Genomic DNA, 17,224 nt, shown 5'->3' with positions numbered 1-17,224 from the left:
TTCAAATCGCCTCTAGTTCGCTCAAAAAGTCACGAAGATCATCAAAGTCTTCCGCGCTGCCGGCACGGAATGTCGCGGCGGCCTGCACATAGGCGCGCAGCGTTTCGGTCTGGAACACTTCCACCAGCGGCACTTCCAGGCCCAGCTCAGCCTGGACCCTCGAGGTGATCTGGATCGCCAGCAAGGAATGGCCGCCGACTTCGAAGAAGTTGTCGTTCAGGCCCACTTGCTCAAGGCGCAGCACGTCGGCCCAGATGGCGGCGACCTGCTGTTCCAACTCGGTTTCGGGGGCCACATAGTGTTGTTGCAACTGGCTGGCGTCCGGCTCGGGCAGGCCCTTGCGGTCGAGCTTGCCGTTGGGGGTCAGGGGCATCTGTGCGAGGAACATGAAGTGCGCGGGGACCATGTAGTCCGGCAGGCGGGTTTTCAGGGCGCGGCGCAGGGTGTCGCGGAAGGCGGCGGTGTCGGCCAGGTTGGCGTCGGCCGGGACCACGTAGGCCACCAGTTGCTTGCCGGTCGGGCCGTCTTGCGCGACGACGAGGTTTCGCCGACGCTGTCCTGTTCCCGCAGGCGCGCTTCGATTTCCCCCAGTTCGATGCGGAAGCCACGGATTTTCACTTGGTGATCGACGCGGCCAAGGTAGTCGACCACGCCGTCCGGGCGGCCACGGGTCAGGTCGCCGCTGCGGTATACGCGGCTGCCGGGTTTGCCGAACGGGTCCGGTACAAAGCGTTCGGCGGTGAGCGCTGGACGCTCCAGGTAACCCCGCGCCACGCCCTCGCCGCCCAGGTACAACTCGCCGGCCACGCCGATGGGTTGCAGGTTGAGTTGGGCGTCCAGCACGTAGCCGCTGCGGTTGCCGAGCAAGGTGCCAATGGGTGCGTAAACGGCGCCGCATGGATCGCTGCGACGGGCTTTCCACAGCAAGCAACGGTGTGACCACGGTTTCCGTCGGGCCGTAGCCGTTGAACAGATAAGTCGGCTTCAGCGCACGCCAAGCCAGATCGTAACTGGCCTGCGCCACTGCATCGCCGCCAAAGCAGTAAACCCGCACGGCCGGTGGATTGCCGTCGCGCTCGGCGTGTTCAGCCAGCTGTTGCAGATAAACCGGAGGGAACACCGCCATGGTCACGTTGTGGCGATGCATCTGCGCGTAGGTGTATTCCGGCAGCCACAGGCTGTCGTCGCGGATCAACACACTGGCGCCGTTGATCAGCGGGTGCATCCAGCCTTCGTGGGAGCCGTCGAAGGCGAAGGACATGAAGTGCAGTTCGCAATCGCTTGGGCTGGTTTCGTAGCGTTCGCCGGTGGCAATGATGTGCGCCACCAATGGACCATGGGAAACCGCCACGCCTTTGGGCATGCCGGTGGAACCGGAGGTGTAGATCACGTAAGCGAGGTTGTCGCCATCCAATTCCACCTCTGGCGCGGTCTCGGCGTAGCCCTCGGTGCGATCAATCGCCAGCACCTCCAGGCCGTCGGGAATCGGCAATTGCTGCAACGCGCTGCTGTGGGTCAGCAACAATTTCGCGCGGCTGTCTTCCATCATGTACAGCAGGCGATCACGCGGATATTCGATATCCAGCGGCACATACACGCCACCGGACTTCATCACGCCGAGAAACGCCACCAGGCTTTCGGCACAGCGCGGCATGGCGATGGCCACGCGCACTTCCGGGCCGACGCCACGGGCGATCAGCGCGTGGGCCAGGCGGTTGGCCTGACGGTCCAGCTCGCCGTAGCTGAGGGTTTGCGTGTCGAACTTGACCGCTACCGCCTGGGGATTTTCGCGGGCGCGATCCGCGAACAGTTCATGCACCAAACGGGCGCTTGAGAAGCCAGACTCGCTGCGATCCCACAGCTGCAGGATGTGCTGCTGTTCATCCGCATCCAGCAACTTCAATTGGCCAATGTTCTGCTGCTGATCGGCAACCATCGCCTGCAACAGGTTCTGCCAATGCCGCGCCATGCGTTCGATGGTCGTGGCGTCAAACAGGTCGGTGGCGTAGCTCAGCGAGGCGCGCAGTTGCGCGGCCGACTCTTCGATATCCAGCGTCAGGTCGAACTGGGCGACCGCTTCGTCCCAGGCGACCGGACTGATAGCCAACTCGCCCAGGCGCTGCAAATGCCCGCCCGCCAGGCTGATATGGTGGTTGAACGCTACCTGGAACAGCGGGCTCAGGCTGAGGCTGCGTTCCGGTTGCAGCGCCTCCACCAGTTGCTCGAACGGCAGGTCCTGATGGGCCTGGGCTTCAAGGGCGCGCTGTTTGACCTGGGCCAGCAGTTCACGCACGGTGGTGTGCCCGTCGATATCCGCCTTGAGCACCTGGGTGTTGACGAAGAAGCCGATCAGGCGCTCGGTCTCGACCCGGTTGCGGTTGGCGATAGGCACGCCGACGCGGATGTCCTGCTGGCCGCTGTAGCGGTGCAGAAGCACCTGGTAGGACGCCAGCAACAGCATGAACAGCGTCACGCCTTCGCGCTGGGCCAGGGCTTTGAGGCCGTCCAATAGCTGCGCAGGCAGCGGCACATTGAGGCGCGCGCCACGATGGGTCGGCACCGCCGGGCGTTGGTGATCGAACGGCAGTTCCAGCACCGGCTGTTCGCCGCCGAGCAGTTCGCGCCAGTAATCGAGCTGACGGGCCTTCTCCCCCGCTTCCATCCACTGGCGTTGCCACACGGCGTAGTCGGCGTACTGGATCGCCAGCGCCGACAGTTGCAGGGTTTGCCCCTGGCTATAGGCGGCGTAGAGCTGCACCAGCTCATCCACCATCACTTGCATCGACCAGCCATCGGAGATGATGTGGTGCTGCACCAGCACCAGCACATGTTCGTCCGCCGCCAGACGCAGCAGGCTGACGCGCATCAGCGGGCCTTGGCGCAGGTCGAACGGCGCAGTGATGCGCGCCTCGACCAGGGCTTTCAAGCGTGCCTCATCGGCGTCCACCAGCGTGAGTTCGATCGCCACGTGCGGGCGGATCACTTGCACCGTGCGGTCGGCGTCCTGCTGCAAATGGGTGCGCAAGCTGTCGTGGCGCGCGGCCAGGGTGTCGAAGGCGCGCTGCAAGGCGGCGTGATCCAGCGGGCCCTTGAGGCGCAAGGCGCTGGGCACGTGATAGGCGGCGCTGTGGGGGTCCAGTTGCCAGAGGAACCACTGGCGTTCCTGGGCATAGGACAGGGCCAGCGGCTGGTCGCGTTCGATGCGCTGTATCTGACTGATCTGCACCTGTGTTTCACCCAGTGCGCGGACAAAATCGCCGAGCACGGGTTGATCGAACAGGGCTTTCAAGCCCACCTCGAGGCCGAGATCGTGGCGGATGCGCGACACGGCCTGGGTCGCCAGCAGGGAATGCCCGCCCAACGCAAAGAACTGATCGTTGAGGCCGACCTGCGCCACGCCGAGCACCTCGGCCCAGATCGCGGCGATCTGTTGTTCCCGCTCGGTGTGCGGCGCAAGGTATTCACGCGCCTGCACGTCGACTTTCGGCAGGGCCTTGCGGTCGAGCTTGCCGTTGGGGCTCAGGGGCATGCGCTCAAGCGCCAGCCATTGCGCCGGGACCATATAGTCTGGCAGGTGCGCGGCCAGATGGGTGCCCAGCACTTCACGCCAGTCATCAGCGGCGTCATGCAGCACCACATACGCCACCAGGTAGTGGCCATCGACCGCCAACACGGCGCTCTCGCGCACCGTGTCGTGTTCCAGCAGGCGCGCTTCGATTTCCCCCAGTTCGATGCGTTGGCCACGCAGTTTGACTTGATGGTCGATGCGCCCCGCGTATTCGATCACGCCGTCGTCGCGGTAACGCGCCAGGTCACCCGTGCGGTACAGGCGCTCACCGGCAACAAACGGATGGGCGATGAAACGCTCGGCCGTCAGCGCCGGGCGACGGTGATACCCGCGCGCCAGGCCGATGCCGCCGAGGTACAACTCGCCCAGCACGCCGACGGGCGCGGGCTCGAAGTGGCTGTCGAGAATGTAGCAACCGAGGTTGGCAATCGGCCGGCCAATCGGCACGGCATCGCGGCCTTCATCGATGCAGGTCCAGTGGGTCACGTCGATGGCCGCTTCGGTCGGGCCGTAGAGGTTGTAGAGCCTGACCTCGGGCAACTTGGCAAAGACCTGCTGCTGGGCGTCCACCGGCAGGGCTTCACCGCTGCACACAATGCGGTGCAAGGTGTGGCAGGTGGCAACGCTCGGCTCTTGCAGGAACGCCTGCAACATCGAGGGCACAAAGTGCAGCGTGGTGATGTGTTCGGCGTTGATCAGGCTGACCAGCTTGGCCGGATCACGGTGATCGCCCGGCGCGGCAACCACCAGGCGGGCGCCGGTCATCAGCGGCCAGAAGAACTCCCACACAGACACGTCGAAGCTGAACGGGGTCTTTTGCAGCACGCTGTCGCTGACGTCCAGCGCGTAGGCTTCCTGCATCCAGTGCAGGCGGTTGGCCAGGGCGGCATGGCGGTTGCCGGCGCCTTTGGGCTGGCCGGTGGAACCTGAGGTGTAGATCACGTAGGCGAGGTTTTCGCCGTGCAGGTCAATGTTCGGATTGACGTCGCGGTAGCCGTCGAAGGTTGACTCGCCCAGCACCAGGGTTTCGAGGCTCGATGGAATCGGCAGCTGTGCCTGCAGATGCGCCTGGGTCAGCAGCAGTTTTACTCCGCTGTCCTCCAGCATGTAGGCCAGGCGTTCACGCGGGTATTCCGGATCCAGCGGCACGTAGGCGCCACCGGCCTTGAGCACGGCAAGCAGGCCCACGACCATTTCAACCGAACGCTCCACTGCCAGACCGACCAGTACATCCGGGCCCACGCCGGCTTCGATCAAGCGGTGGGCCAGGCGGTTGGCGCGGCGGTTCAGTTCGGCGTAGGTCAAGCGTTGTTGCGCGAAGGCCAGCGCCGGCGCATCCGGCGTGCGGGCAGCTTGTTCTTCGATCAGGTGGTGCACGCAATGCTGCAACGGATAGTCGCGGGCGGTGGCGTTCCAGGCGTAGACCACCTGTTGGTGTACGGCGTCGGTCAGCGCCGGTACATCCCCCAGGCGCCGAGGTGCTGGCTGGCTCAAGCCGTGCAGCAGGTGCTGGAAGGACCCGGTCAGTTGGCGGATTTCATCTTCGCCAAACAGCTGCGTATCGAAGCTGAACTCAAACTCCAACGTCGTCCCCGCGCCGAGCAAGATGGTGAGTGGATAGTGCGTCTGCTCCAGGTTCTGCACATTGCTGAACGCAAGCCCGGCAGGCGCACCATGGGCCAACGCCTCGGAGACCGGATAGTTTTCCACCACCAGCAGCGTGTCGAACAACGCCACACCGCCCGCCCCCGCCCAGCGCTGGATATCGAACAGCGGCGTGTGCTCGTGTTCGCGCAGGCTGAGGTTGAGGGCCTGCACCTGTTGCAACCACTCGCCGACCCACAGTTGCGGGCTCGGCGTGGCAATGACCGGCAAGGTGTTGATGAACAGGCCGACTTGCTGTTCAACCCCCGGCAAACCGGCCGGGCGCCCGGAAACGGTCGCGCCGAAGGCCACGGTATCCTGGCCGGTGTGGCGTTGCAGCAACAGCAGCCAGGCCGCTTGCACCAGGGTATTGAGGGTGACTTTGTGCGACTGCGCGAAGGCCTTGAGTTGCGCGCTGTGCGCCGGGCTCAGGTGCAGGTGTTGGCTGCCCTTGGCCGCTGCGGGCGCCGTCGAAACGCCGCGCGCCAGTTGCGTCGGCGTGTGCAGCGTTGCCAACTGGTTTTTCCAGAACGCTTCGCTGAGGGACGCGTCCTGCGCCTGCAACCAGCCGATGTAATCGCGGTAGTGCCCGTGGATCGCCGGCAACGGCTGGCCGGCATAGTGCTGCAAGACTTCGCCGAACAGCTGCGCACGGCTCCAGCCATCCAGCAGGATGTGGTGGTTGGTGTAGATCAGATGGAAGCGGTCGTGGCCGGTGCGTACCAGTTTCAGGCTGAGCAGCGGCGCCTGTTCCAGCACAAAACCCTGGGCGCGGGTGGATTCGCTCAGTGCGTCCAGCGCTGCTTGCTGATCGGGGCGCGCCTGCCAGTCGTATTCGGCGAACGGCAACGCGACATCCCGATGGACCGCTTGCAACGCTTGCGCTTGCGCGTCCTGCCAGATGAACCCGGTACGCAACATGTCGTGCCGCGCCAGCACCTGTTCCCAGGCCCGCTGGAAGCGCGGCACGTCGAGGCCGTGGATGTCGGCGCGCAGCTGGCTGACGTAGATGTCGTCCTGGCCTTGCTGGTACAGGCTGTGGAACAGCATGCCCTGCTGCATCGGCGACAGCGGGTACAGGTCCTGCACGCCACGGGGAGTGAGCGCCAACTCATCCAGTTGCGCCTGGGTCAGGCATGCCAGAGGCACGTCGGCCGGGGTCAGGCCGCCGTGTTGCGGGTCGAGGCAGTGGGCGATCAGCGCCCGCAGTTCCTGCTGGTAATCGTCTGCCAGGCGTTGAATGGTCGACGCCTGGAACATCTCGCGGCTGAAGCCCCAGCTCAGGCTCAGTTCACCGCCGTACACCTGCCCTTCCAGCGTCAGCCAGTTGGCCAGCGGCGCCTCGGCGTCCTGGGCCTGGCCGCTGCCTTGTGTGGCGGGGACGAACAGCGCGGACGCGTCGAACTGCCGGTCGAACTGCCCCAGGTAGTTGAAGGTGATGCGCGGCGGAACCAGGCCCGCCAGGGCTTCGCGGGATTCAGGCGTGCCCAGGTAGCGCAGCAAGCCGTAGCCCAGCCCCTTGTCGGGCACGGCGCGCAGTTGCTCCTTGACTGATTTGATCGCGCTCGACAATTCGCCGTCGGCCTGCAATCGCACCGGGAACAGGCTGGTGAACCAGCCGATGGTGCGGCTCAGGTCGACGCCGTCGAACAGGTCTTCGCGACCATGGCCTTCCAGCTGGATCAGCGCCGCGTGCTGGCCGCTCCAACGGCTGAGCACCCGCGCCAGCGCGGTCAGCAGCAGGTCGTTGACCTGGGTGCGATAGGCCGCCGGGGCGTCTTGCAGCAGTTGGCGCGTTTGCTCGGCGTCGAGACGGATGTCGATTTTGCTGCCCAGACGGTTTTGCAGGCCGCCCTGGGGGTTGTCACACGGCAGGTCGGCGTCGACCGACTGCGCCTGCCAGTACGGCAGTTGCGCGTCGAGGCTGTGGGCGTGGGCCTGCAACTGCTGCGCCCAGGTTTGATAGGCGCTGGTTTTGGCCGGCAAGGCGGCTCTGTTGTAAGCCTGTTGCAGGTCTTCCAGCAGGATGCGCCACGACACGCCATCGACCACCAGGTGATGGACCACCAGCAGCAGGCGCTGGGTGCCATCGGCCAGGGTGATCAAGGCGGCACGCAGCAGCGGGCCGTGTTCCAGGTCGAGGCTACGCTGGGCTTCATCGCACAGGGCGGCCAGTTCGGCATCACTGCTGGCACGGGATTGCCACAACACCGAATCGGTGACGGCAGCGGCATGGTTTTGCTGCCAACCATCGGCCTGCTGAACGAAGCGCAGGCGCAGGGCATCGTGATGGTTGATCACCTGGGTCAACGCCGCTGCAAGACGCGCAGGCTCCAGGGCCTCACGCGGGGTCAACAGCAGTGACTGGTTCCAATGCTGACGCGCCGGGATCGCCTGGGCGAAGAAGGCATGTTGCACCGGGGTCAGGATCACGTCGCCGCTGACCGGGCCTTGATCGATCAGCGTGGCCTGCTCGAAGCTCGCCACCCGCGCCAAACTGCGCACGCTCTGGTACTGGAACAGGTCGCGCGGGCTGAGGCGAATCCCCGCCTGTCGGGCACGGCTGACCACCTGGATGGAGATGATCGAGTCGCCGCCCAGCTCGAAGAAGTTGTCGTCGAGGCCGACTTGCGCGATGCCCAGCACATCGCTCCAGATCGCCGCCAAAGCGCTTTGCAAAGGGTTTTCCGGGGCACTGTAGGCCTGTTGCGGCGCGGCGTCCGGCAAGGGCAGCGCCTTGCGGTCGAGCTTGCCGTTGGCGGTCACCGGCAGCTTGGCCAGGGCGATGAAGTGGGTCGGCACCATGTATTCCGGCAGGCTGCCGAGCAGCCAGGCCTTGAGGTCGGCGGGCTCGTCCTGTTCGTGGACGAGGTACGCGACCAGTTGCTTGCCGCCGTGCACCAGCACCACGGCTTCACGCACCGCGGGGTGCTGCATCAGGCGCGTCTCGATTTCACCGAGTTCGATGCGCAGGCCGCGCAGCTTGACCTGATGGTCGAGGCGGCCGAGGTATTCGATGACGCCGTCGGCGCGTTGGCAAACACGGTCGCCGGTGCGATACAGGCGCTCGCCAGCCACGAACGGGCTCGGCACAAAGCGCTCGGCGGTGAGCGCCGGACGCCGGTGATAACTGCGGGCCAGGCCCGTGCCGCCCAGGTACAGCTCGCCGGACACGCCGGCCGGTACCGGGTTGAGTTGGGCGTCGAGTACGTAGGTGGCGAGGTTGGCGATTGGCCGGCCGATGGGCACGCTGTCGGCGCCTTCGTCGATGCAGGTCCAGTGGGTCACATCGATGGCGGCTTCGGTGGGGCCATAGAGGTTGAACAGGCCGGCCTGGGGCAACTTGGCGAAGACCTGGGTTTGCGCATCCAGCGGCAAGGCTTCGCCGCTGCACACAATGCGCTTGAGGCTGGCGCAGGCGTGCACGCCCGGCTCATGGATAAACGCCTGCAACATCGACGGTACAAAGTGCAAGGTGGTGATGCCGTGGCGGCCAATGGTCTCGATCAGCCGCGCCGGCTCGCGGTGTTCGCCAGGGGCGGCGACCACCAGGCGCGCGCCGGTCATCAGCGGCCAGAAGAACTCCCACACCGACACGTCAAAGCTGAACGGGGTTTTCTGCAGAACCGCATCACTGTCGTCCAGTGCGTAGGCCTGCTGCATCCAGCACAGGCGGTTGACCAGCGCGCGATGGCTGTTGCCGGCGCCCTTGGGTTTGCCGGTGGAGCCGGAGGTGTAGATCACGTAAGCGAGGTTCAGCGCCTGGATCGGCACGGCAGGCGATTGTGCGCTGTAGCCGCCAAGCCACGGCGCGGGCTGGTCCAGGGCGATCACCCGGATGCCTGCGGTCGGCAGTTGCGCCAGCAGGCTGTGCTGGCTGAGCAGCAGCGTGATGCCGCTGTCTTCGATCATGTACGCCAGGCGTTCCTCGGGGTACTCGGGGTCCAGCGGCACATAGGCGCCGCCCGCCTTGAGAATGGCGAGCAGGCCCACCACCATGTCGATGGAGCGCTCGATGCAGATACCCACCAGCACGTCCGGGCCAACGCCGCTCTCGCGCAGCAGGTTGGCCAGCCGGTTAGCGCGGGCGTCGAGCTGGGCGTAGGTCAGCGTGGAGCTGGCGAACGTCAGCGCCGGAGCATCCGGGGTGCGCTGCACCTGGTCTTCGATCAGGTGATGAATGCCGCGCTCGGTCGGATAGGCCTCGGCGGTGTGGTTCCAGGCGACGACCTGCGCGTGGCGGTCCTCGGCGCTGAGCATCGGCAACTCGCCAATGCGTTGCTCGCCATCGGCAACCATGGCCTGCAACAGGCTGATCCAGTGCGCGGCCATGCGTGCGATGGAGGGCGCGTCGAACAGGTCGTTGGCGTAGGTCAGCGCCGCATGCAGGGTGCCGGACTTTTCGTAGGTGTCGAGGGTCAGGTCAAACTGGGTGGTGCGGCCTTGCCACTCCACAGCGGCCAGCTCCAGGCCGGAGGCGGTGCGGATGCTGGCGATGTCCGCCACCAGCGGCTGGTGGTTGTACATGACCTGGAACAGCGGCGTGTGGCTGAGGCTGCGCTCGACTTTCAGCGCTTCCACCAGGCGCTCGAACGGCAACTCCTGATGATCCTGGGCACCCAGCGCGTGCTCCTTGATGCCTTGCAGCAACTCGCCGACGCGGGTTTGCCCGGTGAGTTCGGTGCGCAGCACCTGGGTGTTGACGAAAAAGCCGATCAGGCCCTCGACTTCACTGCGGTTGCGGTTGGCAATGGGCACGCCGATACGGATATCGCCCTGCCCGGTGTAACGATGCAACAGCACGTTGAAGGCGCCGAGCAGCAACATGAACAGGGTGACGTTGTGCTGCTGGGCACAGCTGCGCAGTTGCGCGGCCAGCGCCGGCTCGATCGCGAAATTATGCCGCGTGCCCTGGTAACTGGGCATGGCCGGACGCGAGCGGTCGGTGGGCAATTCCAGCACCGGGTGTTCGTCGCCCAGGCGCGCCTGCCAGTAGTCGAGCTGGCGCGCCTGCTCGCCCGCTTCCAGCCAGCGGCGCTGCCACAGGGCGTAGTCACTGTATTGGATCGGCAACGGCGGCAGTTGTGGTGCTTCGTTGCGCTCATGGGCGTCGTAGAGGCGGATGAATTCGTCGATCAGCACGTTCATCGACCAGCCATCGGAGACGATGTGGTGCAGGGTCAGCAACAGCACGTGCTCATGGGTGTCGAGCTTGAGCAGTTGCACGCGCAGCAGCGGGCCGCGCTCCAGGTCGAACGGGTGCAGCGATTGTGCGGTCGCGGCGGCATTGACGGCGGGCTCGCGCTCGGCTGCGGTCAGGGCGCTGAAATCCAGGTGGTCGATGACCAGCGAGGTCGGCGTGGCGGCTTGCAGCAGGCGCTCATCGGCCTGGCGCTGGAACACGGTGCGCAAGGTTTCGTGCCGCGCCACCAGGCTGGCGAACGCCTGTTCCATGGCCTCCAGGTTCAGCGCGCCCTTGAGCCGCACCGCGCCCGGCAAGTTATAGGCGCCGCTGGCCGGGTCCAATTGCCACAGGAACCACATGCGCTGCTGCGCGTAGGACAGCGCCTGGCGATCCTCCGTCTCCACCCCTGCCGGAATCGGAAACCGGGAAAAGTCCACGCCTTCTTTCTGCAAGGCTTGCAGGAACAGTTGGCGTTTTTCCAGGGGCAACCCGATAAACCGGCGAGCAAGTTTCAAGGAGTCTTCAGCATTCATTTCTTGGAGTCCGGGGCAATAGGCGGGAAGCACAAAGGCACGTCGTCCCTATAAAACGAACCGGAGGGGGAAAAATTAGCGGGGGGATGGAGGCTGCGTGGAACCGCCCTACAAGAAACCGGAGAGCCATTGCGGCTCAGTAGAAATCAGCGTCGAAGACGACTGCCTGTCTGGCAAGCTTTTGTACATCGACGCCCTGCACAGTTATGAAGGACAAACCCGAAAAGAACTTGAGATTGCCTTTCGCGCAGCAGTGGATGGGTTCATCACCCCAACCGCCGATACCCCAGCACCGCTGACCCCAACACCACCGCCCCCGCCACCAACGCCACCCAGAACCCGCTGGTGGCGCCAAAGTGGTCGATCATCCAGCCGGAGCTGGCGGCGCCGATGGCCACGCCGATGCTCAGGCCAGTAATCAGCCAGGTCATGCCTTCGGTCAGGCGGCTGGGCGGGACGATGCGCTCCACCAGGGCCATGGATACGATCAGGGGTCGGCGCGAAGAACAGCCCGGAAATGAAGATCGCCACCGCCAGGCCCGGGATGTTGGTCACCAGCAACAACGGCAAGGTGGTCAACGCCGTGGCCACGCCGCAGCACAGAAACTGCTTGGGCAACGGCGCCTTGAGCTTGAGCGTGCCAAACGCCAACCCCGCCAGGCACGAGCCGATGGCGTACACCGACAGCACGATGCTCGCCGCCGCCGGCTGGCCCTGGTGCTGGGCGAAGGCCACGCTGACCACGTCCACCACGCCGACGATCACGCCCCATGGCCAGCAACAGGATCATCAGGATCAGCACCGACGGCGAGGCGATCAACCAGCCGCTGTGGTGGTCGTGGTGCGCATGCACGGGCGGTTCGGTTTCACGTTGCAGCACAAAGGTGGTGACGCCCACCGCCAGCAACAGCGCGGCGACCAGCGGCCCGGCCTCCGGGAACAGCACCACGCTCAGGCCCACCGAAATCGGCGGGCCGATGATGAAGCACACTTCATCCAGCACCGATTCCAGGGCAAACGCGGTTTGCAGCTGGGGTTGCCCGCGGTACAACTCGGTCCAGCGCGCCCGCACCATGGCGGACATGTTCGGCATGCAGCCGGCCAGCGCGGCGAACAGGAACAGCGTCCAGCTCGGCGCCTGCAAACGGGTACACAGCAGCACCATCAACAACCCGCCGCCACCGATCAACGCGGCGATGGGCAGCACCCGGCCCTGGCCATAACGGTCCACCAAGCGGGAAACCTGCGGCGCGCAAAACGCCGTGGCCAACGCAAACACCGCCGCCACCGAACCCGCCAGGCCGTAGCCGCCATGCACCTGGGCAAGCATGGTGATCAGGCCGATGCCGGTCATCGACACCGGCATGCGCGCAAGCATGCCGGCCAGTACAAAAGCCCGCGCGCCTGGGACCTGGAATAACGCGGCGTAAGGGTTTGCCATCTTGCTGGACCTCTTCCTTTGCGTCCTGGGGCTTGCCATCTGCAGCCACCAAGGCAGAATACATACGGTGCGTATGTGACGAATCATGCTTAACATACGTACCGTATGTCAATCACTCACTTGACCACAACGAGCCATACCATGAGCCGAGCCCGTGCCGAAATGATCGAAGACACCCGCGCCCGGCTGATCGCCAGCGCCCGCCAGGCGTTCGCCATGCAAGGGTACGCCAACACCTCGATGGACGACTTCACCGCCCGCGCCGGGCTGACCCGTGGTGCGTTGTACCATCACTTCGGTGACAAGAAAGGCCTGCTGGCGGCCGTGGTCGCGCAACTCGACAGCGAGATGGATGCGCGCTTGCAGCGCATCACCGACCAGGCCCAGGACCCCTGGGCCGGTTTTTGTGAGCGCTGCCAGACGTATCTGGGCATGGCCCAGGAGGGCGAGATCCAGCGCATCGTATTGCAGGACGCCCCGGCCGTGCTGGGAGACAGCGGCGCCCAGCAACACTGCGTGGCCTCCCTGAGCCAGTTGCTGGAGGGCTTGATGCAGGACGGGGTGATCCACCCGGTGCCGAGCCAGGCGCTGGCTCAGTTGATCAATGGCAGCCTGGTCAGCACCGCGTTGTGGATCGCCCGGGATGAAGACCCGGACGCGCGGTTGAAGGAAGGTTTGCTCGGTTTAGCGCAACTGCTGCGCGGTTTGAAACTCACACCAACCGCGTGATCTGCTTGTGCCGCCACACCAGCCGGTAATACGCGACCTGCAACCCCAGCATCGCCAGGTAGGTCACCGGAAACGCCATCCACACGCCTTCCAGGCCGAAGTGCGCGTTGAGCAGGTACGCCATCGGCAGCTCCACGCACAGCACGCAGAAGATCGAAATCGCCACCGGCATCAACACCACGCCGCTGGCGCGCATGATGCCGCCGACCACCGCCTGGAAACCGAACACCAGGATGCTCCACAGCATGATATGCAGCAGGTGCTCGGCGTTGACCCGCGCCGCGTCGTCGGTGATGAACAAACCGAGTAGCCAGTGCGACAGCACATACCCCAACACGATCAGGCCGCCGGTGAGGCAGGTGTTGATCAGCAGCCCGGTGCGCAGGATCGGCCCGATACGCTCCAGGCGCCCCGCGCCAATGGCCTGGGCACCGAGGATCGACGCGGTGATGGCAATCGACAACGCCGGGAACTGCACGTAGTTGACGATCTGCGTCACCGCACCATAGGCCGCCGTAGCCTGGGAGCCGTGGCCGTTGACCAGGGCGAGGATGACCAGTTCCGACAGCGACAGCACCACCATCTGCAAGCCGGTAGGCAGGCCGATACGCAGGACTTTGCCGAGGATCACGCGGTCCAGGCGCAAGGCCGCAAGCAGCTCGCGGTCCGGCGCCATCACATGGTTCTTGTGGCGCAGGCGCAGAACCAGAAACAACATGGCCAAGGCGTTGCCCACCAGCCCGGCGAACACCGCGCTCTGGATGCCCATGGGCGGCAAGCCGATCCAGCCGCGAATCAGCGCCGGCGTCAGCAACAAGCCCACCAGGGTGGAGACCACCAGCGCCAGCAGCGGCGAAACCGTATCGCTGACACCGCGCAACAACTGGGTATAGAGGATAAAAACCAGCAGCAGCGGCATGATCAACATCATCATCTGCGCATAGCCCACCGCATCGTCCAACACGTCAATCGGCGTGCCCAACGCTTGCAACGCGGGGCGCGCAAACAGGCTGCCAAGCACCGCCGCGATCACCCCCACCAACGCGCCCAGGGTCAGGGTGGCGCCGGTGATCACCTTGACCAGACCGGTCTCCTGCGCGCCCCAGGCCTGGCCGATCAGCACCGAGGCACCGGCGCCCAGGCCAATCACCAGGGCGATAAAGAAAAACACAATGGGGAACATCCCCGACACGGCTGCCAGCGCCTGGGTGCCAAGCATTTGCCCGACGTAGATGCCGTTGAGGGTGCCGGAAAAGCTTTGCAGGAAGTTGGACAGCACCATCGGTGCCAGAAAGATCAGGTAGATCTGCCACAACGGCCGTTGCTGGGTGACTTCCATGGGGGTTCGAATCCGTGAATTATGGTTGGGCGGTAAAGGCATTGCGCGACAGCCAGGCCAGGTATGTCTGCACGTCCAGCGGCCAGTGCGCGATCGTGTGGGCAAAGGCGGCGGCGTCCTGGGCAAACAGCGCGCGCGAGGCATCTTCAAAACCGGGCAGGTTGCCCGCGATGGCGCTCATGAAACGATCTGGCTTCCTTGCCCTGGCGTATCTGATCACGGGAGGCGTGCAGGTTGCGAGCGTCATCCACCAACCGGCGCAAAGCCGCCGAGGCGCCACCGCGTTGCTGGCCCAGCCATTCCCAGTGGCGTGGCAACAAGGTGACTTCGCGCGCGACCACGCCCAGCTTTGGCCGCCCCACCGAGGGCGCGGCGGGTGGTTCGTCCGCCGCCTCGACCTGCTCTGGCTGATCCGGCGCATAATCCGACGGCCAGGGGTAATCCACCTGGGTGCCGGTGGCGTCATCGAATACCAGGAAACTGCCGGTGGCCAGGTCAAGGCCTGACAGCGTGCGGGCCACCTCGGCGTAGGAGCCCGCCGCCACGCGTTGATGGCTGATGAAGGCAGTGCACAGGGGAATGTTTGGCGTAGACATGGATTATCACCCGGGTGTAATTTGTTTTACCCGGGTTATATTAGTTGGAATGTTGCAGCTTGCAAGCGCTTTTACGCAGACGCGGAGCGTCAAGGGCTGCATTCCCACGCGGAGCGTGGGAACGATCAGCGTGGGAACGATCATTGGCGCGGGGGTAATCGGCAGCGCACGTTTATGGGTGGTATTGGCGTACGCGGTTTCCACGATTCCCCTCACCCCGCTCGCTGACGGGTTGCCCCATCAGGTAGGCATCGATTTCTGCATAGGTGCAGCCATAGGCGTGTTCATCCAACTTGCCCGGCAGCAGCTCTTCCAGGTCGGCGGTCGGGTGTTTGTGCACCAGATTGTCCGGCGCGCCCAGGGCCGTGGCCAGCAGGCGCACTTGGGTCTTGGTCAGGCCGGACAGCGGCGCGAGGTCGCAGGCGCCGTCGCCGAACTTGGTGAAAAATCCCATCAGCGCTTCAGCGCCGTGGTCGGTGCCGACGACCAGGCCGTTGTGCAGGTTGGCCACGGCGTATTGCGCGATCATCCGGGTGCGCGCCTTGACGTTGCCCTTGATGAAATCGACGTGGGCGGCACTGGCTTCGCTGGCGGTCAGGCTGGCCATCAGGCCGTCGACGCTGGCGGCGATGTTCAGGGTGTCGACCTGGTCCGGGGTGATAAAGCCCAGGGCAGCCTGGGCGTCGCCCTCATCGGCCTGGGTGTTGTAGGGCAAGCGCATGGCGATAAACCGCGCGGCGTAGCCTGCCTCGCGCAATTGCTCGCACGCCAGCTGGCACAGGCGCCCCGCCGTGAGGGAGTCAACACCGCCACTGATGCCCAGCACCAGGGCCTTGCAGCCCGACTGGTGCAACGTGGTCTTGATGAAGTCGATGCGCCGTTGAATCGCCTGGGACTCGCCGCCCCTGGCCAGCGTGCGGTCGATATTCAGTTCCCGAGCGATACGTTCCTGGGTTTGCATGTCACACCTCCACGCTGGCGACGTTGAACACCTTGGCCGCGTACTGCAAGAACGAGGGGTCTTCGCAGACGTTCTTGATCGGGTCGTCGGAGAACTTCACCACCGGTTCGCCGTGCACCCGCACCAGTTTCATCACGATGCTCAATGGCTCCACTCCGTCGACGTCACACGCCAGGCTGGTGCCCATGCCAAAGCCGAACCGCGCCTTGCCCCGTACGTGGCGCAGGATCGGCAGGCATTTTTCGAAGTTCAGGCCGTCGGAGAACATCAGGTCCTTGGTCATCGGGTCGATGCCCAGTTGCTTGTAGCGGGCCAGCACCTTGTCGGCCCAGGCGATGGGATCGCCGGAGTCCTGGCGCAGGCCGTCGTAGAGCTTGGCGAAGTACAGGTCGAAGTCCTTGAGGAAAAACTCGGTGCTGATGCAGTCGGTCAGCGCGATACCGAGGCGGCCGCGGTATTCGCGCACCCAGTTTTCCAGGGCGGCGTTCTGGCTCTCGCGCAGGCGCCCCAGTTGCTGGTGCACCATCAGCCATTGGTGCGCCATGGTGCCGATCAGCGGCAGGTCGAACTCATAAGCCAGGTGCGCGTTGCTGGTGCCGACGAACTGGCCGGGGAAGTCGCGGCGCATGATGTCGATCACTTCGCGCTGGGCCTTGAACGACAGGCGCCGGCGCGTGGAAAAGTCGGACACGCGCAGGTCGGCCAACTCGTCGCGGCTGAGGTTTTTCTCCAGCCAGTCGAACTTCTGATAGAGCTTGCGGGTGACGTCTTCCAGGGTCACATCGGGGTATTGGTCACGGTTGCGCAACTCGCTGACCAGGGCCAGCACCGGTTGTTCGAACATGATGCAGTGCAGCATCGGGCCGATGACGCGGATGTTCAGTTGGCCGTCGATTTCACTGACATGGATATAGCGCAGGTTGAACCGGAACAGGCCGAGAAAGCGCTCGTAATCCGGGGTGAGGTATTCGCGAAAGCGCGGGTTGAACAAAAAGCGCAACTCGCCTTCACGCATGTGCAGGCCGGCGAGCTTTTCCAGCTCGTCGCGCAGTGCCGGGATCAAGTGACCGAGCTTTTCCCGTGAACGCACGATGAAGTTGTATTCCACATCGACGTTGGGGTGCTGGTGCAGCACGGCCTGCATCATGGTGAAGGTGTAGTAGTCGGTGTCGAGCAGGCCCTGGATCACCGGGGCGTTGTAGTCGTAGGCACTTTCCATGGTGGGTCT

At 64.7% G+C, this 17,224-nt stretch carries 4 protein-coding genes and 3 pseudogenes; 1 reads left to right on the top strand and 6 read right to left on the bottom strand.

Annotated elements, in window-relative coordinates; genetic code table 11:
* Position 1: 1 nt before the first annotated feature.
* Entirely contained in the window at positions 2-10,930 is a 10,929-nt protein-coding gene (locus PSH87_RS11420) for an amino acid adenylation domain-containing protein (RefSeq protein ID WP_370695305.1), read from the bottom strand.
* A 266-nt stretch (positions 10,931-11,196) separates the two neighbouring features.
* A pseudogene (locus tag PSH87_RS11415) lies at positions 11,197-12,371 on the bottom strand (MFS transporter).
* 141 nt (positions 12,372-12,512) lie between these two features.
* On the opposite strand from PSH87_RS11415, the gene PSH87_RS11410 reads away from it, so the two are divergent.
* A complete protein-coding gene (locus PSH87_RS11410; protein ID WP_305433673.1) occupies positions 12,513-13,100 on the top strand; it encodes a TetR/AcrR family transcriptional regulator in 588 nt (195 codons plus the stop codon).
* Here the strand turns inward: PSH87_RS11410 and PSH87_RS11405 are convergent.
* The 4 genes and pseudogenes from PSH87_RS11405 to pncB form a co-directional block, all read right to left on the bottom strand.
* Positions 13,084-14,439, bottom strand: a complete 1,356-nt coding sequence (locus PSH87_RS11405; protein WP_305433671.1) for an MATE family efflux transporter — start codon at positions 14,437-14,439, stop codon at positions 13,084-13,086. The genes PSH87_RS11410 and PSH87_RS11405 overlap by 17 nt on opposite strands.
* A 19-nt stretch (positions 14,440-14,458) precedes the next feature.
* A pseudogene (locus PSH87_RS11400) lies at positions 14,459-15,035 on the bottom strand (DUF2239 family protein).
* A gap of 150 nt (positions 15,036-15,185) precedes the next feature.
* Positions 15,186-15,996: pseudogene (nadE, locus tag PSH87_RS11395) on the bottom strand (ammonia-dependent NAD(+) synthetase); the annotation flags it as partial.
* Position 15,997: 1 nt separating this feature from the next.
* Positions 15,998-17,215: a nicotinate phosphoribosyltransferase gene (gene pncB, locus PSH87_RS11390; protein WP_017735601.1), complete on the bottom strand. Its 1,218-nt coding sequence runs from the start codon at positions 17,213-17,215 to the stop codon at positions 15,998-16,000.
* Positions 17,216-17,224: the final 9 nt, after the last annotated feature.

The sequence above is a fragment of the Pseudomonas sp. FP453 genome (assembly GCF_030687495.1).
In the GTDB taxonomy this organism is placed as follows: Bacteria; Pseudomonadota; Gammaproteobacteria; order Pseudomonadales; family Pseudomonadaceae; genus Aquipseudomonas.
Note: the sequence above shows the minus strand (reverse complement) of the source record. Positions and strands in the feature narration are given on the sequence as shown.